The 17,733-nt window shown below is 42.7% G+C and carries 17 protein-coding genes; 9 read left to right on the top strand and 8 right to left on the bottom strand.

The features are described 5' to 3' along the window. Nucleotides 1-2: 2 nt before the first annotated feature. Nucleotides 3-479 carry a M23 family metallopeptidase gene (locus AOC03_RS05135; protein WP_227514322.1) on the bottom strand — a complete coding sequence of 159 codons (477 nt, stop codon included), beginning with the start codon at nt 477-479 and terminating at the stop codon, nt 3-5. A gap of 439 nt (nt 480-918) precedes the next feature. On the opposite strand from AOC03_RS05135, the gene AOC03_RS05130 reads away from it, so the two are divergent. Beyond that, nucleotides 919-1,596 carry a TIGR00730 family Rossman fold protein gene (locus AOC03_RS05130; RefSeq protein ID WP_062533924.1) on the top strand — a complete coding sequence of 226 codons (678 nt, stop codon included), beginning with the start codon at nt 919-921 and terminating at the stop codon, nt 1,594-1,596. A 103-nt stretch (nt 1,597-1,699) separates the two neighbouring features. On the opposite strand, the gene AOC03_RS05125 is transcribed toward AOC03_RS05130, so the two are convergent. After that, entirely contained in the window at nt 1,700-3,310 is a 1,611-nt protein-coding gene (locus tag AOC03_RS05125) for an FAD-dependent oxidoreductase (RefSeq protein ID WP_084785774.1), read from the bottom strand. 670 nt (nt 3,311-3,980) lie between these two features. Between AOC03_RS05125 and AOC03_RS05120 the strand changes: the two genes are divergently transcribed. After that, nucleotides 3,981-4,415, top strand: coding sequence for a hypothetical protein (locus tag AOC03_RS05120; RefSeq protein ID WP_062533922.1), 435 nt, complete (start codon nt 3,981-3,983; stop codon nt 4,413-4,415). A gap of 122 nt (nt 4,416-4,537) precedes the next feature. Here AOC03_RS05120 and AOC03_RS05115 read toward each other — a convergent pair whose 3' ends face one another. Beyond that, nucleotides 4,538-4,981 (bottom strand): YceI family protein, encoded by a 444-nt coding sequence (locus AOC03_RS05115; RefSeq protein WP_227514291.1) that lies wholly within the window; start codon nt 4,979-4,981, stop codon nt 4,538-4,540. A gap of 655 nt (nt 4,982-5,636) precedes the next feature. Between AOC03_RS05115 and AOC03_RS05110 the strand changes: the two genes are divergently transcribed. After that, entirely contained in the window at nt 5,637-5,918 is a 282-nt protein-coding gene (locus tag AOC03_RS05110) for a type B 50S ribosomal protein L31 (protein ID WP_062533921.1), read from the top strand. Nucleotides 5,919-6,011: 93 nt separating this feature from the next. Here the strand turns inward: AOC03_RS05110 and AOC03_RS05105 are convergent, their stop codons facing one another. The 3 genes from AOC03_RS05105 to AOC03_RS05095 all read right to left on the bottom strand — a co-directional run bounded on the left by AOC03_RS05105 (nt 6,012) and on the right by AOC03_RS05095 (nt 9,544). After that, the gene (locus AOC03_RS05105) at nt 6,012-6,959 is read right to left on the bottom strand and encodes an SGNH/GDSL hydrolase family protein (protein ID WP_084785773.1); all 948 of its coding nucleotides are present in this window, start codon (nt 6,957-6,959) and stop codon (nt 6,012-6,014) included. Continuing rightward, nucleotides 6,953-8,350: a nicotinate phosphoribosyltransferase gene (locus AOC03_RS05100; RefSeq protein ID WP_062533918.1), complete on the bottom strand. Its 1,398-nt coding sequence runs from the start codon at nt 8,348-8,350 to the stop codon at nt 6,953-6,955. Before AOC03_RS05100 ends, AOC03_RS05105 begins: the two co-directional genes overlap by 7 nt. Before the next feature lie 156 nt (nt 8,351-8,506). Next, a complete protein-coding gene (locus tag AOC03_RS05095; RefSeq protein WP_062536502.1) occupies nt 8,507-9,544 on the bottom strand; it encodes a bifunctional nicotinamide-nucleotide adenylyltransferase/Nudix hydroxylase in 1,038 nt (345 codons plus the stop codon). Nucleotides 9,545-9,942: 398 nt separating this feature from the next. On the opposite strand from AOC03_RS05095, the gene nfuA reads away from it, so the two are divergent. Then, a complete protein-coding gene (nfuA, locus tag AOC03_RS05090; RefSeq protein ID WP_062536500.1) occupies nt 9,943-10,617 on the top strand; it encodes a Fe-S biogenesis protein NfuA in 675 nt (224 codons plus the stop codon). 345 nt (nt 10,618-10,962) lie between these two features. Next, nucleotides 10,963-12,273: an O-acetylhomoserine aminocarboxypropyltransferase/cysteine synthase family protein gene (locus AOC03_RS05085; RefSeq protein ID WP_062533916.1), complete on the top strand. Its 1,311-nt coding sequence runs from the start codon at nt 10,963-10,965 to the stop codon at nt 12,271-12,273. A gap of 119 nt (nt 12,274-12,392) precedes the next feature. Here AOC03_RS05085 and AOC03_RS05080 read toward each other — a convergent pair whose 3' ends face one another. Both AOC03_RS05080 and rsmI read right to left on the bottom strand, forming a co-directional pair. Next, entirely contained in the window at nt 12,393-13,415 is a 1,023-nt protein-coding gene (locus tag AOC03_RS05080; RefSeq protein WP_062533913.1) for an adenosine kinase, read from the bottom strand. 73 nt (nt 13,416-13,488) lie between these two features. Further along, entirely contained in the window at nt 13,489-14,478 is a 990-nt protein-coding gene (rsmI, locus tag AOC03_RS05075) for a 16S rRNA (cytidine(1402)-2'-O)-methyltransferase (protein ID WP_062533911.1), read from the bottom strand. Nucleotides 14,479-14,698: 220 nt separating this feature from the next. Here rsmI and AOC03_RS05070 point away from each other — a divergent pair, with 220 nt between their 5' ends. The 4 genes from AOC03_RS05070 to AOC03_RS05055 all read left to right on the top strand — a co-directional run bounded on the left by AOC03_RS05070 (nt 14,699) and on the right by AOC03_RS05055 (nt 17,705). Beyond that, nucleotides 14,699-15,163, top strand: coding sequence for a YraN family protein (locus AOC03_RS05070; protein ID WP_062533909.1), 465 nt, complete (start codon nt 14,699-14,701; stop codon nt 15,161-15,163). 189 nt (nt 15,164-15,352) lie between these two features. Then, on the top strand, nt 15,353-16,024 hold the full coding sequence (locus AOC03_RS05065) for a BON domain-containing protein (protein ID WP_062533907.1): 672 nt from the start codon (nt 15,353-15,355) through the stop codon (nt 16,022-16,024). Nucleotides 16,025-16,288: 264 nt separating this feature from the next. Then, nucleotides 16,289-17,248, top strand: a complete 960-nt coding sequence (locus AOC03_RS05060) for an alpha/beta hydrolase (RefSeq protein ID WP_062533905.1) — start codon at nt 16,289-16,291, stop codon at nt 17,246-17,248. A 205-nt stretch (nt 17,249-17,453) separates the two neighbouring features. Then, nucleotides 17,454-17,705 carry a BolA family protein gene (locus AOC03_RS05055; RefSeq protein ID WP_062533902.1) on the top strand — a complete coding sequence of 84 codons (252 nt, stop codon included), beginning with the start codon at nt 17,454-17,456 and terminating at the stop codon, nt 17,703-17,705. Nucleotides 17,706-17,733 lie beyond the last annotated feature (28 nt).

Genomic DNA, 17,733 nt, shown 5'->3' with positions numbered 1-17,733 from the left:
CATTATTGGCTTTTAATCAATAAAGGATAAGGATTTACCGCGCGCCCATTGATATAAACACCATAATGCACATGTGGCGGTGTGCCTTTAGCATTGCCACTGTCTCCCACATAACCGATGATATCACCAGCATCAACCCAATCATTAGGACGGATATCAGCATAAGAGTCTAGATGCGCATAATAATGTGCTGCGCCACCGGCACCAATAATAAAAATCACCTGACCACCCAGTCGATCGTCGCCAACTTTATTGACCACGCCTTTGGTGGTTGCTTGAATTGGTGTACCGCGTGGCGCAAAAATATCAATGCCTTCATGCGAGCGACCTTCGCTGCGCGCGCCACCCCACGTATCCGCGAGATGTCGGTTAGGTAGCGGACTTGGCAAGCTATTATCCGTTGGTAACTCTTGTTGCAATAACTTTATTTTTTGCCATGTGGCAACCACGATAGACGGTGATTTATTAAGCACTGGCATAATAAATAAAGATATGGCTAATAAACACACCATTATTATAAAACCTTTAACCAACATGTCAGTTACCTGTTTTGCTAAAGGGGTAGGTAGTTTGGAGGACAGCATAATAATCACCTTAATAGGCTTTGATGAGCAGACATTGATGCAGATTAAATAGTTGATAATAGGTGGTCAAAAATGTAGTAATTGCGTAGAAATAAATTGCTATTATCACCAGTTGATGTGCCATATGGTAAGATAAATGTCGGATATATTTATAGAATAAATACTTAAAAATACAGTATATGGTATAGCTCATTGATTCATAAAGGCTGTGAACATAAGGCAACTATTAGTACATCCGGTATATTGTTAGGTAGGTGAATACCACTATTAAAACCCATTATAATTTAAAAAATCATCACCTTAACCTCGTTAACATTAAAGGATACAACGCTATATGCAAATGAGCATTAACAATCACATGTATGAAGTTATCACCAGTCAAGATATCACCCATATTGAAAAAGCAGTCGATAAATCATTACTTGCTATGCCTTTGGTCGCGGTTTACTGTGGCTCGCGCTTGGGCAATGATGATATCTATGAGCAAGCGGCACGTGAGTTGGGGAGTGCACTAGCGGATAACGGTATGGGGCTGGTCTATGGCGGTGCTAGTATTGGTCTGATGGGCGCAGTAGCGGATGAAGTGATTCAGGGTGGGGCACAAGCAGTTGGTGTGATTCCCACTTTTATGCTCAAACACGAAATTGCCCATGAAGGTCTAACACGTCTGCATTTGACCGATACCATGCACACCCGTAAAACCGTGATGGCAGAGTATGCTGACGCCTTTATCACTTTACCTGGTGGCTTAGGTACGTTAGAGGAAATTATGGAAATTGCCACATGGCGACAGCTCTATCAGCATGAAAAGCCGATGATTATTCTGAATATCAATGGCTTTTATGACCGTTTGATTGAGCATTTAAAATATACGGCTGAGCAAGGCTTTATGAAGCAGCAAGACCTTGATCGCTTGGTGGTCTGTAATACGATTGCCGAGGCTATTGATTTATTACAAGAGATAGTAGAAATCGATGATGCAGTCAATACAGAAAAAATGGCTGGCAATTGATATTAATCAGTTAATATAAATATTTTCGCATAAAATAAAAACCGGAGCAAAGCGCTAATGATTAGCCTGTAGCTCCGGTTTTTTTCGATTTAAAGTTTGGTTTTTATACGTCAGCGGTGGTTAAGTTATTCAAAATATCTGTGCGGAGATTATGATTCACATCTGCCATCGGGATGGGAAAACCGCGCTCATAAGCCAATACGCGTGCTACTTTATCGATAGCCACGCTGTCGTTATGCATGAGATATGCCCATTGATGAGCATAACGCTCATGATTTGCCGGCAGGTCGTTATCCAATATACCCATCTCAGTGAGTTGCTGCACAATTTCATCAGCAGCAATCAAGGTTGATGAGGCTTTAACATTCTCAGCGCGCGCATAGTGCAAATTAGGATATAAGCTCACATCCGCCACACGCAGTGTATCATCGACACCAGGGATTTGCTGACCACCATATAACGCATTACCAACGGTGCGTGCGCTACTAAAGGTCGGTACAAACTCAGCCACATAATCAATAGATTGCTGACTACGCGCTTGTAGTGGCGCTTTATCCCAGCCATCTTCAATATAATGCACATATTGCGCCGGCAGCTTGGGTTGGGCGCTGTCTTTAGTAGAGGCAACCAAACCATCATTAAATAAGGTAATAAATTTACTCATACCATGAATCTGAAAATAACCGTTTGGATAAGGTGTCAGTTGCGCCATACCTTCAGGCGTACCACGCGCCCCATAAATAATAATCTCCGGTATTTGCCCACCAGTCTCACCCCAATGGGTAACATATGAAGATTTAAACTCCACCATCCGCGTGACATTAACCCCAACCATATCGTCAATAATGCCAGTACGGAAGCCGCAAGCATTGATTAGATAATCGACTTCGATAGAATCAATTTTAGCTTCATTATCTAGAATGTCACTATTTTGCTGATAATCAATACGCCATTTTCTGACATGGTGGTCAATGTTCGAACAGTTTTCACAATCAACCGCCACGACTTGTTTAACGGTAGTGCTCGTAAAAACGTGGGCATGCGCATATTCGGCTAATGCCAACTGTGCAGAGGCTGCCAAACGAAAGATATTCCAGCCATATTCTTGTACCACAATCAGTGGAAATTTAACTTTATTCAAATCTAAATACTTGGCTACCGGAATCATCCACTCATCCACGCAGCTAGGGATAGCCACTTGCTCACGCTTGGATAACTCAATCAACTGCTCATGACTATATAGCTGATAATAGTTTTCAGGTTCGCCTAATATTTTATTATTGATGTCCTGTTCGATAAGTTCATGATAAGCATCCGTTAAAGTATCAAGACGTGGTAATAAATCCTCGGGCATACCCGCATCGCGCGTCGGCACAGCAAAGACAGTCGGGCGCACATCGATGGTATAAGGATAAAGGCGCACGATATCGATACATTGCTTGAGCAATGCCACACAATCTTCATCAGGAATTTCACGGTATAAATTGCCACCGGCATGCAAATGGCACATCGGCGGTCCATCAATCAGCGAGCTTTGTTTTTCAAACACATAAGTCTCAAGCCCCAGTGCTGCCAGACGAATAGCAATGGTTGATCCTGCCGCACCGCCACCCAGAATACCAACGCGTTTGACGGGTTTAGCGTGCGTTTTAGCATCAGTCGCCGCATCACGTTTGACTGCTTGGAATTGAGCGTTTGTAGGAGAATGAGTCATTGTCGTGGTTATATCCTTAATATCATCAGCATTAGCATAGTCACATGCTTAAAGCTTCTATAAATTTTGTGGTTGAACAATTTATTGAGTATTTTTATTAAATATTTTTATTGGATATTTATTGATTATTATTTGGAATAATAAGGTTATATTCTTTACTAGCCTTGCATTGATATGATAGCGGGGGTTGCATAGTTCAATGTTACATAGTTCAAGATAGCTAAATAGCCATTAGCGTCACTATTCATAGTCAAATATTGTGTAGATATACTTATCGTTATAATGATTTTATGAAGTCATTTTACAAAAATTAGCCTCAAATATCCTATTAAATAAGTAATAAGATGCATGAGTTTTGTCAATGAACCGCAATTAAATGTACTCAAGCAAAAAGTCGTGCATTAGAAAATTATAATGAAGCCGTGCTTGAAATCATAAAAATCTCATGACTGCTTATTTCTAGGGGAAACCTATTTATGTTTCTTATATCGTTTGTAAATTTAATAGGCTTTTGTAAGTTTTTATAACGGTAAAATGGAATGATTTAAAGGGTATGCTATATTGAAAATGATTGAAGATAGCGGTAAAGGTAGAAAAGTAGAGACGTTTAATAAATAAAAATACGTGTTTAAAGCAGCTCAGTATCATTTCTAATTATAAGGACATTATGATGAAACATATTATTTTACTATCGGCACTCACGGGTGTTTTAGCATTGACAGGCTGTTCAACGCTAAAAAATGTCGTGGGTAACGATACGTCAGGTATGCATGAAGTTCATAGTAGCAGCAACAATACTGCGCCAGTAACCAGTAAGAATGGCGTCTTGGTCGATTCAGCCAAGCATATGACGTTGTATACTTATGACAAAGATTCAATGAACAAGTCTGAATGTGGTTCGGTGTGTATGGTGGCTTGGCCAGCATTTATGGCACCTAGTAATGCTAAAGCCTCTGGTCAATTTGCAGCATTTAAACGTGAAGATGGCAAATATCAATGGGCGATGAATGGTAAACCTTTATATTTCTACGCCAATGATAAAGCAATGGGTGATAAGCACGGCGATAACAAAGGCGGTGACTGGCATGTGGTTATCATTAGATAGTTTTAGCAAGATAATAGCCAATCAAATGCATTGAGTTGATACCCTTTTAATCTGTCGTTAACTAAAAAAGCAGTCTTTATAGGGGCTGCTTTTTTTATGGATATAGCTTTTATGACTTAATTTTATTTGGCTTTTTTCTCTATCAATTCACCATCGATTTGGATAGGTACATTAGTAGTGATACCTTGCGCAAAGGTAGTCATGCCATAAGCCACACGGTCGATATTGCCCGTTGCGCGAAAGCCGATAACCGGTTCTTTAGTCATGGGGCTATTACCTATTTTTTTGAGGGTCACATCTAAGGTCAATGGTTTCGTTTTTCCCAATAAGGTAAAATTACCGGTGACTTTGGCTTGCTGTGGATTGATAAAGACTACTTTGGTAGATTTAAAGGTCATGGTTGGGTATTTAACCACATTAAAGAAGTCGTCAGTTTTTAAATGTTTGTCGCGTGGTGCCCATGAGGTATTGATACTGTCTGTGTCGATAACAAAGTTCATTTGGGTCTTATTGGGTGTTTTCATATTATAGCTGAGCGACCCATTTACCTTATCAAAATGTCCCATAGTGGTTGAAAAGCCTAAATGCTCAACTGAAAATCCAACGCGAGTATGGGAATTATCAAGCTACCATTGAGTTGGTAGCGCAGCGCTGGCAATGGTTGTAACGACAAGCGCGGAGCCAATTAACATGGCTTTAGTAAGACGATTGGTTATAGAAATGCGCATTATATCGTGTCCTTTATAGGTGTATAAATAGATAGGTTGGTAAATAGAAAATACGGATGGTTTTGGCTAGGTTTAATTAGGTTTTAGCCAATTTCACTTAGCTTTTATAACGTATTTGCCAGCAAAAGTCAGTATATTTATGAAAGCCAGCTTAACAATAGTGGCTGATTACACGGATTTTACAGGGTAAACTGTAGTAAATATTCAGCCATTGCGCACGGGGTTTTAGCAGGTGGTTCTACATAAATTTTCTTTAGTTTCATTGCTGCTGAACGCTTACAGTGCTTGCATCAAACCCTAAAAACCGTTAAAATCGTCGTTTGATTTTCCCACTGGGGAAAGGCTAAGCGAGCAGAGGTGTGGTATTGGGTGCTGGAATAAGCCAGTGACGCAGTTGCCAGACCGGTAGATGTCCTTAGTGCCTCAGTTACGTGTGTGCAGTCTGACAAATCGTCAATAAGGCTGAGCATACATCGGACCTAGAGAGTATATTATGCGTAAAGATATCCATCCTGATTACCATGACGTTTTGTTCCATGATACTAACGCTGACGTGTTTTTCTTAACCCGTTCAACCGTTAAAACCAAAACCACTCGTGAATACGAAGGGTCAGAATACCCATACTACCCACTTGATATCTCAAGTGCGTCGCATCCATTCTATACTGGCGAACAACGCAAAACGTCTACTGAAGGTCGTGTTGCTAGCTTTAACAAACGTTTCGGCGCTTTTGGTGGTCGTAACAAGAAAGCTGATACTGATTCTGCTGAATAATTTATACCTATTGTATAAATGCATTTTGCTGAATGAAAAAAAACCGCTGAGTGATCAGCGGTTTTTTTTGCGTTGTCTTTTGCGTTTGGTTTTTTAGTTGCAGTTTACATATGATTTATCGGCTGAGTGGTCAAGTAGATTAGCAATCTGATCGGCAAGTTGTTGCGCCCAATACCCATAAGTTAGGCTGCTCGGGTGGAAGCCATCGCTTGCAAACATGACACTAGCGTCAAACGGTGCGCCATTAGCGCCGTCTTTATGGGTATTCTCTTTTGCCATTTGTGTAAAATCGGCTGCTAGATAATGCACACCCTTATTCTGGTGATAAATGTGCTGATTACAAACTCGCTGCAATATTCCATCAAGACTGGCGGCTTTTGCGCCAATAAAACCACTTAATGGTGATGGCAATGCCGGCATTTTTGCCATTGGTGGTAAGCTACAAAAAATTAGCTGACGCACGCCAAATTTACGTTGGGCAATGGCAATAATATCTTCCAATTGCTGCCGCCATTTAGCACTTGAAACATTCGCGGTGGTGTCATTTACGCCAACGCTCAGTACCATCACATCGATAGGCTGGCTTGGAGAAGCAAGTACGTAAAGACGGCGTAAAATATCAAAGCTTGTAAGCCCAGTGCTGGCTTGTAGTGACCAAATAATCTCATCGAACTGCGTATGAATAGCAGACTGTTGCTGCAAAGCGGGGATTAACTGTCCGGCTAATGCCTGTTGCTGAGTCTGACTGCCAACACCCGCCGCTGCTGAATCACCAACAATCATGAGGCGTAGCGTTGGCAGGTTCGACGTGGTAAAACCATTTATTGTATTGAGCTGAATATGACCACATCTATCGCCCACTGGTTCAGGGAGCCGTACGGTATCGCGTTTGACTTTGTGCCCTTGATAGATATAAATAGGAGCGAGAAGCACATTTTTTGCGGTGGCTGTTATTTTAGCCGTGGTGGTTTTAGTGGGAACGATTTTAGTATAGATAGTTTTAGCTGTATGGCGTTTCTTAAACTTAGTAATGGCTACCATCCCGCGCGCTCCCGAATAGTGGTGAGGTTATCTTCAATTAATAATTTGCCATCGACATAAACATCACGTAATAGATTGTCTACGTGAGTGTGCAGGTCATCAGTTTTGATAGATTGAATATTTCCCTCATTATCTTTTACTAATGCCAATCGACCTTTTTTGGAGCGCTTAGAATGACTGGTAATGGGGTCTTTATAGATATCTTTCCACGTGCCATTAATGCTAATAGCGCTTGCTTTCATCGCCCAGCTCATGGTGTCGCGATTGACTTGTTGCAGTAAACCACCGCCCATACCAAAGGTGATATTCTCGGCACTAAACCCTGCTGCTAACACCACATCGATGATTTTGCTGAGACTTTGCGGACTGATGCCGTCACCTTGAATGACACGCACGTAATCGGGCAATACTTTATAGCCTTTACTATTAATAGTGGTTCCAAATTTTACTGCCAAGCGTTCTAATGCTTCGCGCACTACCTTGGTTGGCTCGCCACTATCAGGTCTAATAACCAAAGTGCCCCCCATATTTTTGACGTCTTCTTTTAAAGTAGTGCCCCAAATATTATCAATCGCGTTCCATAAATCATAGCTGTCGGACACCACTGAAAACGCCTTACCCTCACCGCCAAATTGCGCAATCATATTGGCAAATGCCGCCGTTTCGCCCTCGCGTCCCCATGCCGTCATAGTGCTATGTTCAGCCGCAGGAATCGAAAACGCGGGCATATCATCGGTCATTTGATACCAACGACTAGCGGCGACTAAAGCAGTCATCGAGTCTGTACCAGCAAAGTTGACCAAATGTGCCAAGCTGCCGAGCGCCACTGACTCATGACTGGACGCCCCGCGTGAACCAAAATCATGCAAGCGGAATATTAATGATTCGGCATTATCAGCCGATTTTTCTAGCGCATCTCGAATGATATTTTTGCAATAATGCGACACACTGGCAACCGTAGAGGGATACCAAATCGAGCGTAGCAATGCCGTCTCAATATAACTGGGCAGCCAATAAAACTCAGGGTCGGTATTCACCACTTGGCAAACCACATTGGACACTGGCACGATACTGCCTTCCGCTATGGCTTCAATGCGCAGTGGCAGATATCCGCCATGCTTATCAACCAAACGCTCCCAACCTGCGCGGTTAAAGGTTAAGCCATGCGCGTGGATAATGGTTTCGGCTTCATCAATATCGCGATGAGTGATTGGCGTACTGAGGTATTCTTTAATAAAGGCTTGCAGCCCAAAAAATACCACATCGTAGTCACCACCACGCGCTTCAATATAGCTCGATAAATACTCACTGCCAGCAGGATATTGCACCCAATGCGAGGTTTTATAGCTGTCACTATTGAGGATTAAATTATTAAGGTTACTGGTATACATCCAAGGATTCCTTTATTTGTGGCAAGGTTACGGCTTATGATTTGCTTATTAACGGTGTATTAATAGTGTTTGTTTCTACCGTTGGTTAGCTTTATTGATGTGCCTTGCAAAAGTGAGCAAAAAGCAATTTATAGCTCGTCTTATAGCCCGTCCTTTTTACAGTCCGACCATTTTTGTAATAATGGCATAATGATCTTCAAACATTTTAGTGGCATCAAGTTCAGCTAACGGTAACCAAAATGCTTTTGCCGCGTCGTCACCACCTTTTACTTTTGGGAGACCTTTAGGATCATTTTTTAGCTGAAAATAAAAGGCTTGAGTCAGGGTGCGCCCACGAGCAGAACGATACGGATCATCAAAGGTATGTTGACTGTGACAAGAGCTGCGTAATAAGGGCTCAGCAACTTTTAGGCACGTTTCTTCTCGTAGCTCACGGATACAGGCATCAAATAAGGTCTCTTTAGCATCAAGAAAACCACCCGGTAATGCCCATAATCCGCGCCCTGGCATACCGCCGCGTTCTATCAATAAAATATGTCCTGATTGCACTACTAGCGCATCAGCGGTCATAAATATCGGTGGATAAGGCGCAGAATTCCACTTCTTTTTATATTCATCGATATAACCTGCTTCTTCATGCAGCTCAGCATAAGCAGCGGTTTTTTTGAATGCTTTGAGTACCTGACGGGTGGATTCTGGCGTGCGCTCAGGGGTCGGTGATGCACCCATCAGATAACCATCACGAATAGGGGTGGCGGATAGATTATGATAATTAGGTACGGAAACCGATGCCCAATTGGGGAATAAGGATAAGTAATAAGAGGAGCTGTCTTTAGAATGTCCAATCAGACCAATATCCGCGGTCAAGTCACCAGTCACTAATTTTATCGCCGCTTGCACATATTGTAGCCAACGCGTGTCATTATATAGCGCATCATCAAGCCCTACGCAGTGTATGCGCGTGGCTTCTTCTTTTGAGTAAGCGCCTTTAATCATCTCAGCACGTTCAGCCACTGAAAATGGATTGCGTAAGCTACGTGGCAGATTTGCCGAACCAATCAGCATAATGACATTATCAGCGCGTTTTAGCGCCTCATCAATCACCGCTTTATGTCCTCGATGAAAAGGCTGGAAACGTCCAATAAAGACTAAATATTGATAATGCTTAGCCTCTTTTGGTGTCGTGGCTGCAATGAGGTTGAGATTAGATTTTAAATTGGGACTTGATGAAGTACTCACGCAATCTCCTTTGTCGTTATTGTTGTATTCGTTATTGTCGTATTCGTTATTATTTATTATGGCGCGAAAAAATACTCGTAGATAGTGGCGGATACGAAGGGAGATTGTCAATTGTTAAACGTAACGATGATAGCTTATACCACGTGCTTGATAATAGGCGCTGCCGCCTTAAGATAGGGATTACCCTTAATATTGTCATGAGAAAAACCAAACTGAGCGATAAGTAGAAGATAACTTTAATTCACAGTAGCGCGGTCGGAATTAGGCGCTGAGTGGGTTATAATAGTGAGCATAAATGGACTGTCATCACGTCTACTCCAAATAAATGAGGAAGTCTTATGAGTGAGCACAATATGAGTGAAAATAATCCAACCACTACTGCGCCAACCAATTATGAATCAGCATTAGATACCGAGCAAACGGCGACCAAAAGTAACATTACTATTACCGAATCTGCGCAAGGTTACTTAGCAGATTTGCTATCTAAACAAGATACCGATGGTATCGGTGTGCGTATCTTTGTTGAGCATCCGGGTACGCCGCGTGCTGAGTGCTGCATGGCTTATAACCAGCCGGGTGAAGAAGATAGCGCCGATTTAAAATTCAGCTATGAGAACTTTTCTGCCTTTATTGAAGCATCATCAGTGCCTTACTTAGAAGATGCCGTGATTGATTATAATAAAGACCGTTTCGGTGGGCAGTTGACATTCCGCGCGCCCAACTCAAAAGTGCCGAAAGTGGGCGCTGATGCCAGTGTTGAAGAGCGTATTAACTATGTCTTGCAGTCCGAAATCAATCCGGGTTTAGCCGCCCATGGTGGCGATGTACAATTGCTTGAGCTGATTGATGAAGAAGGCATTGGCTTGACGGCGGTATTGAAATTCGGTGGCGGTTGCCAAGGCTGTTCAGCCGTTGATATGACCTTGCGTCAAGGGGTTGAAGTGCAGCTAAAGCAGCAAATACCTGAGCTTACGCAAGTGATTGATGAGACCGATCATAGCAGCACAGAAAATGCCTACTATAAATAAAATGCTTACTATGAATAAAGGGTAATCAATAAGATTGAAAAATGTCTGAAGCAAGATTATGTTTTTGATTGCTAATATCTCTAATTGATAATACTTCTGACTGCTTATGACTATTATTCATTAATAGATTGGGTTTTTGCTATTCTTTTCATAAGAGAGCTGGGTTATGATTAACTCAGCTTTTTTTTATGACTATTGTTTGGGTAATTACTTTTTTACAGATGGTTTATAGGCAATATTGAATAATCGATACCCAATAGTTAATATCAAACATTCAAAACTAAATTTTCAAAACTAAGTATTCAAAGTTAAGAAACATAACTAGAAACATAGAAGGAATATATGATGAGTGATGGACAATCAGCCAACCCTAAGACAAACACCAAGCATATAGAGACGTTAGCCATACATGCCGGATACACAGTAGAGCCGACGACCAAAGCGGTTGCCGTACCTATTTATCATACCAGCTCGTATGCATTTGACGATACGCAGCATGCGGCAGATTTATTCGATTTGAAAGTGGCAGGTAATATTTATACGCGCATTATGAATCCGACCAATGCGGTACTTGAGGAACGTGTGGCGGCAATGGAGGGCGGCATAGGTGGGCTTGCCGTGGCTTCCGGTATGGCAGCGATTACCTATACTGTGCAGACTATTTGTGAGATGGGCGATAATATTGTCACCGTGTCGACGCTTTATGGCGGCACGTATAATTTATTCGCTCATACGTTACCGCGCCAAGGTATTGAGGTACGCTTTTTTGACCATACTAATCCTGAAGCGATTCGCGATTTAATTGACGATAAAACCAAGATGATTTTTGCTGAAAGTATCGGTAATCCACTGGGTAATATTGTTGATATTCAAGCGCTGAGTGATATTGCTCATGAATATGGTGTGCCGTTGGTCATTGATAATACCGTGGCGACACCGGCGATTTGTCGTCCGTTTGAGTTTGGTGCGGATATTGTGGTGCATGCGTTGACCAAATATATGAGTGGTACCGGCACGTCTATTGGCGGCGCGATTGTGGATAGTGGTCGCTTCCCGTGGGGCGATTATCCTGAGCGTTTTCCGCTGCTGAATACGCCTGATATTAGTTATCATGGGGTAAATTTTGTTAAAGATATTGGCGCTGCGGCATTTATTGCGCGTGCACGCGTTGCACCATTACGCAATACTGGCGCGGCACTCAGTCCGTTAAACGCCTTTAGTATCATGCAAGGGATGGAAACGCTCAGCTTACGTATGGAGCGTCATGTGCAAAATGCGCAAGCCGTCGCTGAATATCTGCGTGATCATGAAAAAGTCGCATGGGTAAAATATGCTGGCTTACCTGACCATCCTGACTATGAGTTGGCACAGCGTTATATGAAAGGCACGCCATCTGCGATTTTAACCTTTGGTGTAAAAGGTGGACGCGAAGCAGGCGCACGTTTTATCGATGCCTTGCAGCTGTTCACCCGATTGGTCAATATCGGTGATGCAAAATCACTGGCTTGCCATCCAGCAACCACCACCCATCGCCAGTTAAATGAGCAAGAATTGGCACGTGCCGGTGTGAGTGAAGATATGGTGCGCTTGTCGATAGGTATTGAGCATATTGATGATATTAAGGCAGATTTGGAACAAGCGTTAGCAGCCGCTTAATTCTAGCAAGTAATTGGTTTAAAGCTCAGCCAATAAAAAACCCATATCGGTCTGATATGGGTTTTTTATTGATAATAATTTTTTAACTGCTTAATTTTTAATTGCTGAGTATTAACTGCTTAAGCGGTTAATACTTGGCGTGCAATGTCTTGATAATGCTGTGATTCTAAGCGTGGACCGAATTGCTGAATGACTTGCGCGGATACAGCGCTGGCAAGTTGACCACATTCTGGCAGACTATATTGTTGCGATAGGGCGTATAAGAATGCGCCGGCATAGTTGTCACCTGCGCCATTAGTATCAATCACATTGCTAACGACTGGCGTAGCAACCTCATGCATAATAATATCGTCGTCTTCTTTTACCGGATTTTGCACGATAACAGCACCATTTGCGCCATCGGTGACTACTGCAGTTTGGCAATATTCAAGTAGGGCATGTGCTGCGGCTTTTAATTCTTGCTTATCGGTAAATAGGCGTGCCTCTTCACTATTACAGAAAATGACCGCGACTTTATTGCCGAGCATATTGAGTAAGCCATCTTTGGCAAATTTCACCACCGCTGGGTCAGCAAAGCTCACCGCGATTTTGGTGCCATGAATATCGGCTTGTTGGCGCAGCTGAGTCATCGCAGGTTGGATGCTCTCCGACATTGCCAAATAGCCTTCTAAATACAACCAATCCGCACTCACCAAGGCATCAAAATTGACATTTTCAGCGGTAATATCACTTGAAGTGCCCAGATAGGTTTGCATGGTACGTTCACCATCGTCGGTCACAGCAACTACACATGAACCAGTCACGCCGCCTGCATGAATAGATTTTTCTGAAGTCGCAACGCCAGCATTATGCAAATCTTGCAGATAAAAAGTACCCTGTTTATCATCGCCCACACGGCACGCATAAAATGGCTTACCGCCCAAGCTGGCATAAGTAAACATGGTATTTGCCGCTGAGCCACCGCCCGCTTGTTTGGACGGTTTGATATTTGCCAATTGAAAATAAGCTAATAACTGCTGTTGCTCTTCAATACCTGCCAGCGTCATATTGCCTTTGGTCAAATCCGTCTCTTCTAACGCCGCATCGCTTAACACATATTCATGGTCAACCAACGCATTACCTATCGCCATCACATCGTACATGACTTATTTCCCCTAGCTTAATATTAAGAATAAAATTCAGAAAACCGTTAATAATAAAAATTGTCAGTGCTACTTATTCATGAGTCGCTTGTAACTCAAGTAAGCGCTGATATAAAGCATTCTTTTTTACACCCGTCATATCAGCAGCGAGAGCGGCTGCTTTTTTGACGGATAAATCCAATAATAAGCGCTGCAATAACGTATCGTGGACACTGATATCATCGTCGTCTTGCGCGATATTATTACCTGCAACGACCAATACCATCTCGCCACGCTGCTGATTGTCATCGGCTTTAACGAACTCAACCAACTCACCTAGCGTTGATTTATGCACGGTCTCAAAAGTCTTGGTCAACTCACGACAAAAAGTGACACCGCGCTCCGCCCCAAATACTTCTGCCATATCCTCTAAACTTGAAATAATACGATGAGGCGCTTCATAAAATATCAAGGTTTCAGGGCGTGATTGTAATGCGGTGAGTTGTTTTTGACGACCATGCGTTTTCGCTGGTAAAAAGCCAATAAAGCTAAAACGGTCAGAGGGCAGTCCGGCAACTGATAGCGCGGCAATCGATGCTGACACCCCAGCAATCGGTGACACCGTCACACCAGCGGCATGTGCGGCTTGTACCAATTGATAACCGGGATCACTGACTAATGGCGTTCCGGCATCACTAATCAATGCCACCGAATGACCTTGCTGAATCATCTCGATAATTTTGGGCGTTTGAATGCCACTGTTGTGCTCATGATATGCCCACAACTTATTATGACCTTTTTTATTATCTGCGTCGTCAGTCGTACTGCTATCAGCATTTTTATTTGCAATGTTGTTGGTATTATTAGCAGGATTATCAGCGTTTTTATCAGTAGTATTATCTTTAGCGGCTTTGGTATCAATGCCAAAATAAGAGAGTAATCTGCCGGAAGTGCGCGTGTCTTCACAAGCGATAATCGCGACTTGCTTTAGCGTATCAATCGCACGCGGTGTCATATCCTGCATATTACCAATGGGAGTGGCAACGATATAAAGACAAGCCGGCATCGTAGTGGGGGTAGACATTAAAACCTCTTAGGCATAGTGACAGTAATAAAAGCGCAGGTGGTTAAGCCAATAAAGCACAACCACTAAACGCGCAAAGGGCACTAGTTTAACATGTTGTGCTATGATAAATCTGAATTGCCTGTGGCGCGTTCTCTCATTATTTATCCTTTTATTAACAATAATTGATGGCTTAACAATCCGTGCGGCTGTTAATCTATAAATAATAGGAAACTGTGTTATGTCTAAGACTATTGCTAATAACGAGGCTAATCAAAGCCACTCTTATCGTCCGTTAGCATTAAATGCCCCTAAACAGCGCCAAGGAGGCTATTTTGAGCAGCACGCTTGTCAATTTTTACAGCAACAAGGGCTGATACTGATTGCACAAAATTGGCAGCAGCCTAAAGTAGGCGAGCTTGATTTGGTCATGCTAGAGTGTGGGCAGGCATGGTCAACCCTTATTTTTATTGAAGTGCGTCAGCGCGTGCGTTCAGATTTTTGTGATGCTGCCTTGAGTATTACGCCTGCTAAACAGCGTAAAATCATTAAAACTGCGCACTATTTTTTACAGCAGTATCCTGAATATGCTAATGATGAGTGTCGTTTTGATGTGATTGCTTATAATACTCAGCCCGCGAAGCATTTAAAAGCTGATTGCCAGCCTGACTGGATTAAGGGCGCATTTATCGCTAGCGCATGGTAGCCATTAACAACCATCAATTAGAAAAAGCCGATTAATAGAAAATACCAATTAAAAAAAGCCTATTAATTAGCGCCTGCATGATTCTAACAATATGCCGTTACCAAATACCTAACCGCCCATGATAAAATTTGCGTAAAGTAACCGCCATAGCTGTCCCGCCCTATTTAACACTGTCTTATGAGGTAAATAATGACAAGGATGTATTCGCTCACTTCTTCTATCACTCCGCGCCGCGCTATGATAGGTGCTATTATCAGCGCTTGCCTCATGAGTACCGGTTGTGCCACCAACTATCTGACCAACAGTACCGAAGGGACTTATGGCGTCCCAGTGACCGAACGCACCATTCCGCAGCGCTTACTTGACCGTAGTATTGAGCACACCGTGAAGGTCAATATTTATGGACTGCAAGAAAATCTGCAACAAAATAGTCGCATTAGTATTAACAGTTTTTACAGTGAAGTCTTGCTTACCGGTGAAGTACCCACGGAAGAGATGAAAGTACAGATCGAGAAAGTCATCAGCTCGATGCCCGACGTTCGCCGCGTTTATAATGAGCTGAACGTCAGCGTTACTAAAGGCTATAGCTCAACCGTCCATGATGGTTATATCAGCTCCAAGCTGCTGGCAAAAGTGACGGCGAGTAATGCAATAAAAACTTCACAGATTAAAGTGGTCACCAATGATGGGGTGGTTTATGTGATGGGACGTATGACCCCTGCACAACAAAGTCTGGTTATTGAACTGGCTAATAATACCGTCGGTATTACGGAGTTAGTATTGCTAACCACCTTAGTAAGTGAGCAAGGCGCGCCCATTAGTAATGAAGATATCATGTCTGAAAGCAAAGCGACCACATAACGCCACCCCATCACCTAACCTCAGAAAAGTAGTGACCTTTCGTTATTGATTTCTATCTTATTTTCTATTTTGTTATGGCTGTTAACCACCAGAGCTGTTAGTCACAAGAACCCTTAACAGAGATAACAGTAGCAACACGTCAAACGTTATAAAAGCCCGTAAGATAATAACGGTAAATAACAAGATGAATGAAAATAGAAATAGCATAGTCAGGCTGTCAGCATAAAATTAAATGCTGATTGACACTCAATAAGGATATGGGTCATGAAAGGTATGAATGGAGCAGAAAAAAAACTTTCCCTCAACGATAAAACGCGTGCCCGTAACCTAGTTACTGCTGCGATAGCCATAGGCGGTATGGTTCTTGCTTCGCAACAAGCGCAGGCATTATCAGCCTTAAGTGTGGTGAATAGCTTGAGTTCAAGTGGGGGCGTTGGGGTCAGTAAAAATATCTTATATGGCGACGAACCGTTACAAGATTTGGATATGTATTACCCAAAGCCATTGGTACAAGCCATGCAGAGCCAGCAGAACCAGAAAAATAGCAGTAATGACTACCCGATGGTGGTGTTCGTTTATGGCGGTTCGTGGGAAAATGGCAGTAAAGAAGATTATGCCTTTGTTGGACAAAGTTTTGCCCAAGCGGGCTATGTGACGGCAGTGATTAATTATCGTAAAGCGCCTGAGCACGTTTATCCTGATTATGTTCAAGATACCGCACAAGCTATTGCGTGGAGCTATGATAATGCAGCGCGTTTTCATGCTAATCCGCAACGTTTAGCCGTAGTTGGGCACTCGGCTGGCGCGTTTAATGCCGTAGCCGCCGTGTCAAACGAAGCCTTTTTAGCGCCTTATGGTATGAAGCCTAGTGACATTCGCGCCGTAGTCGGTATCGCGGGTCCTTATAGTTATGATTTTCGTAAATTTAGCAGCGCGACAGCGTTCCCTAAAGACGCGACTCCCGATGAAATCATGCCAGATAGACGTATTAAAGGGCAGCAGCCGCCTTATTTATTATTGACCGCTGAAAACGATAAAATCGTTTATGCCCAAAACACCATTAATATGACGCAAGCTTTACAAGACTATGGCGCGTCAGTAGAAACGGGTGTGATTAAAGGTGCCAGTCATGCGACCAGTATTGGTGCGATGGCGTCGCCACTGCGTTGGATCAATGATGTACGCGCGCAAGTATTGCAGTATTTAGATAAAACGCTTAATTGATATCTCAAAAGCAATATCTCAAAAGCGATGTCACGAAAGCGATGTCTCAAAAGCATCGCTAAACGCTGTGCCTTACCATCAGTGCTTTTAACTGCTAAAAGCGTAGGCGGATATTAGCAGACAGTACTGTAAGATAATCAAACTCTTGTTATAATGACGCCCTATTACAGCCAAACCTTATTTTAAAGATAAAACAGGATATTTTATGAGCATGAACGCTGACGATTTAATTGCATTTTTACAGCAGCATTACCCAGCCGCTTTTATTCAAGCCGCCAATCAAGGTAATAAATTTGATGTGCGCGTGGTCGATGCCAGCTTTGAAGGTAAACGTGCCGTTCAGCGCCAGCAAGCGATTTATGCGCTCGTAAACGATAAGATTGCTAGTGGCGATATCCATGCGCTAAATATTCAGGCATTAACGCCAGCTGAGTGGGAAGTTCAATCGCAAGGCTAGTTTTTTATTGCTCTCATGTTTTAATGTT

The sequence above is a fragment of the Psychrobacter urativorans genome, assembly GCF_001298525.1.
Classification (GTDB): Bacteria; Pseudomonadota; Gammaproteobacteria; order Pseudomonadales; family Moraxellaceae; genus Psychrobacter; species Psychrobacter urativorans_A.
Note: the sequence above shows the minus strand (reverse complement) of the source record. Positions and strands in the feature narration are given on the sequence as shown.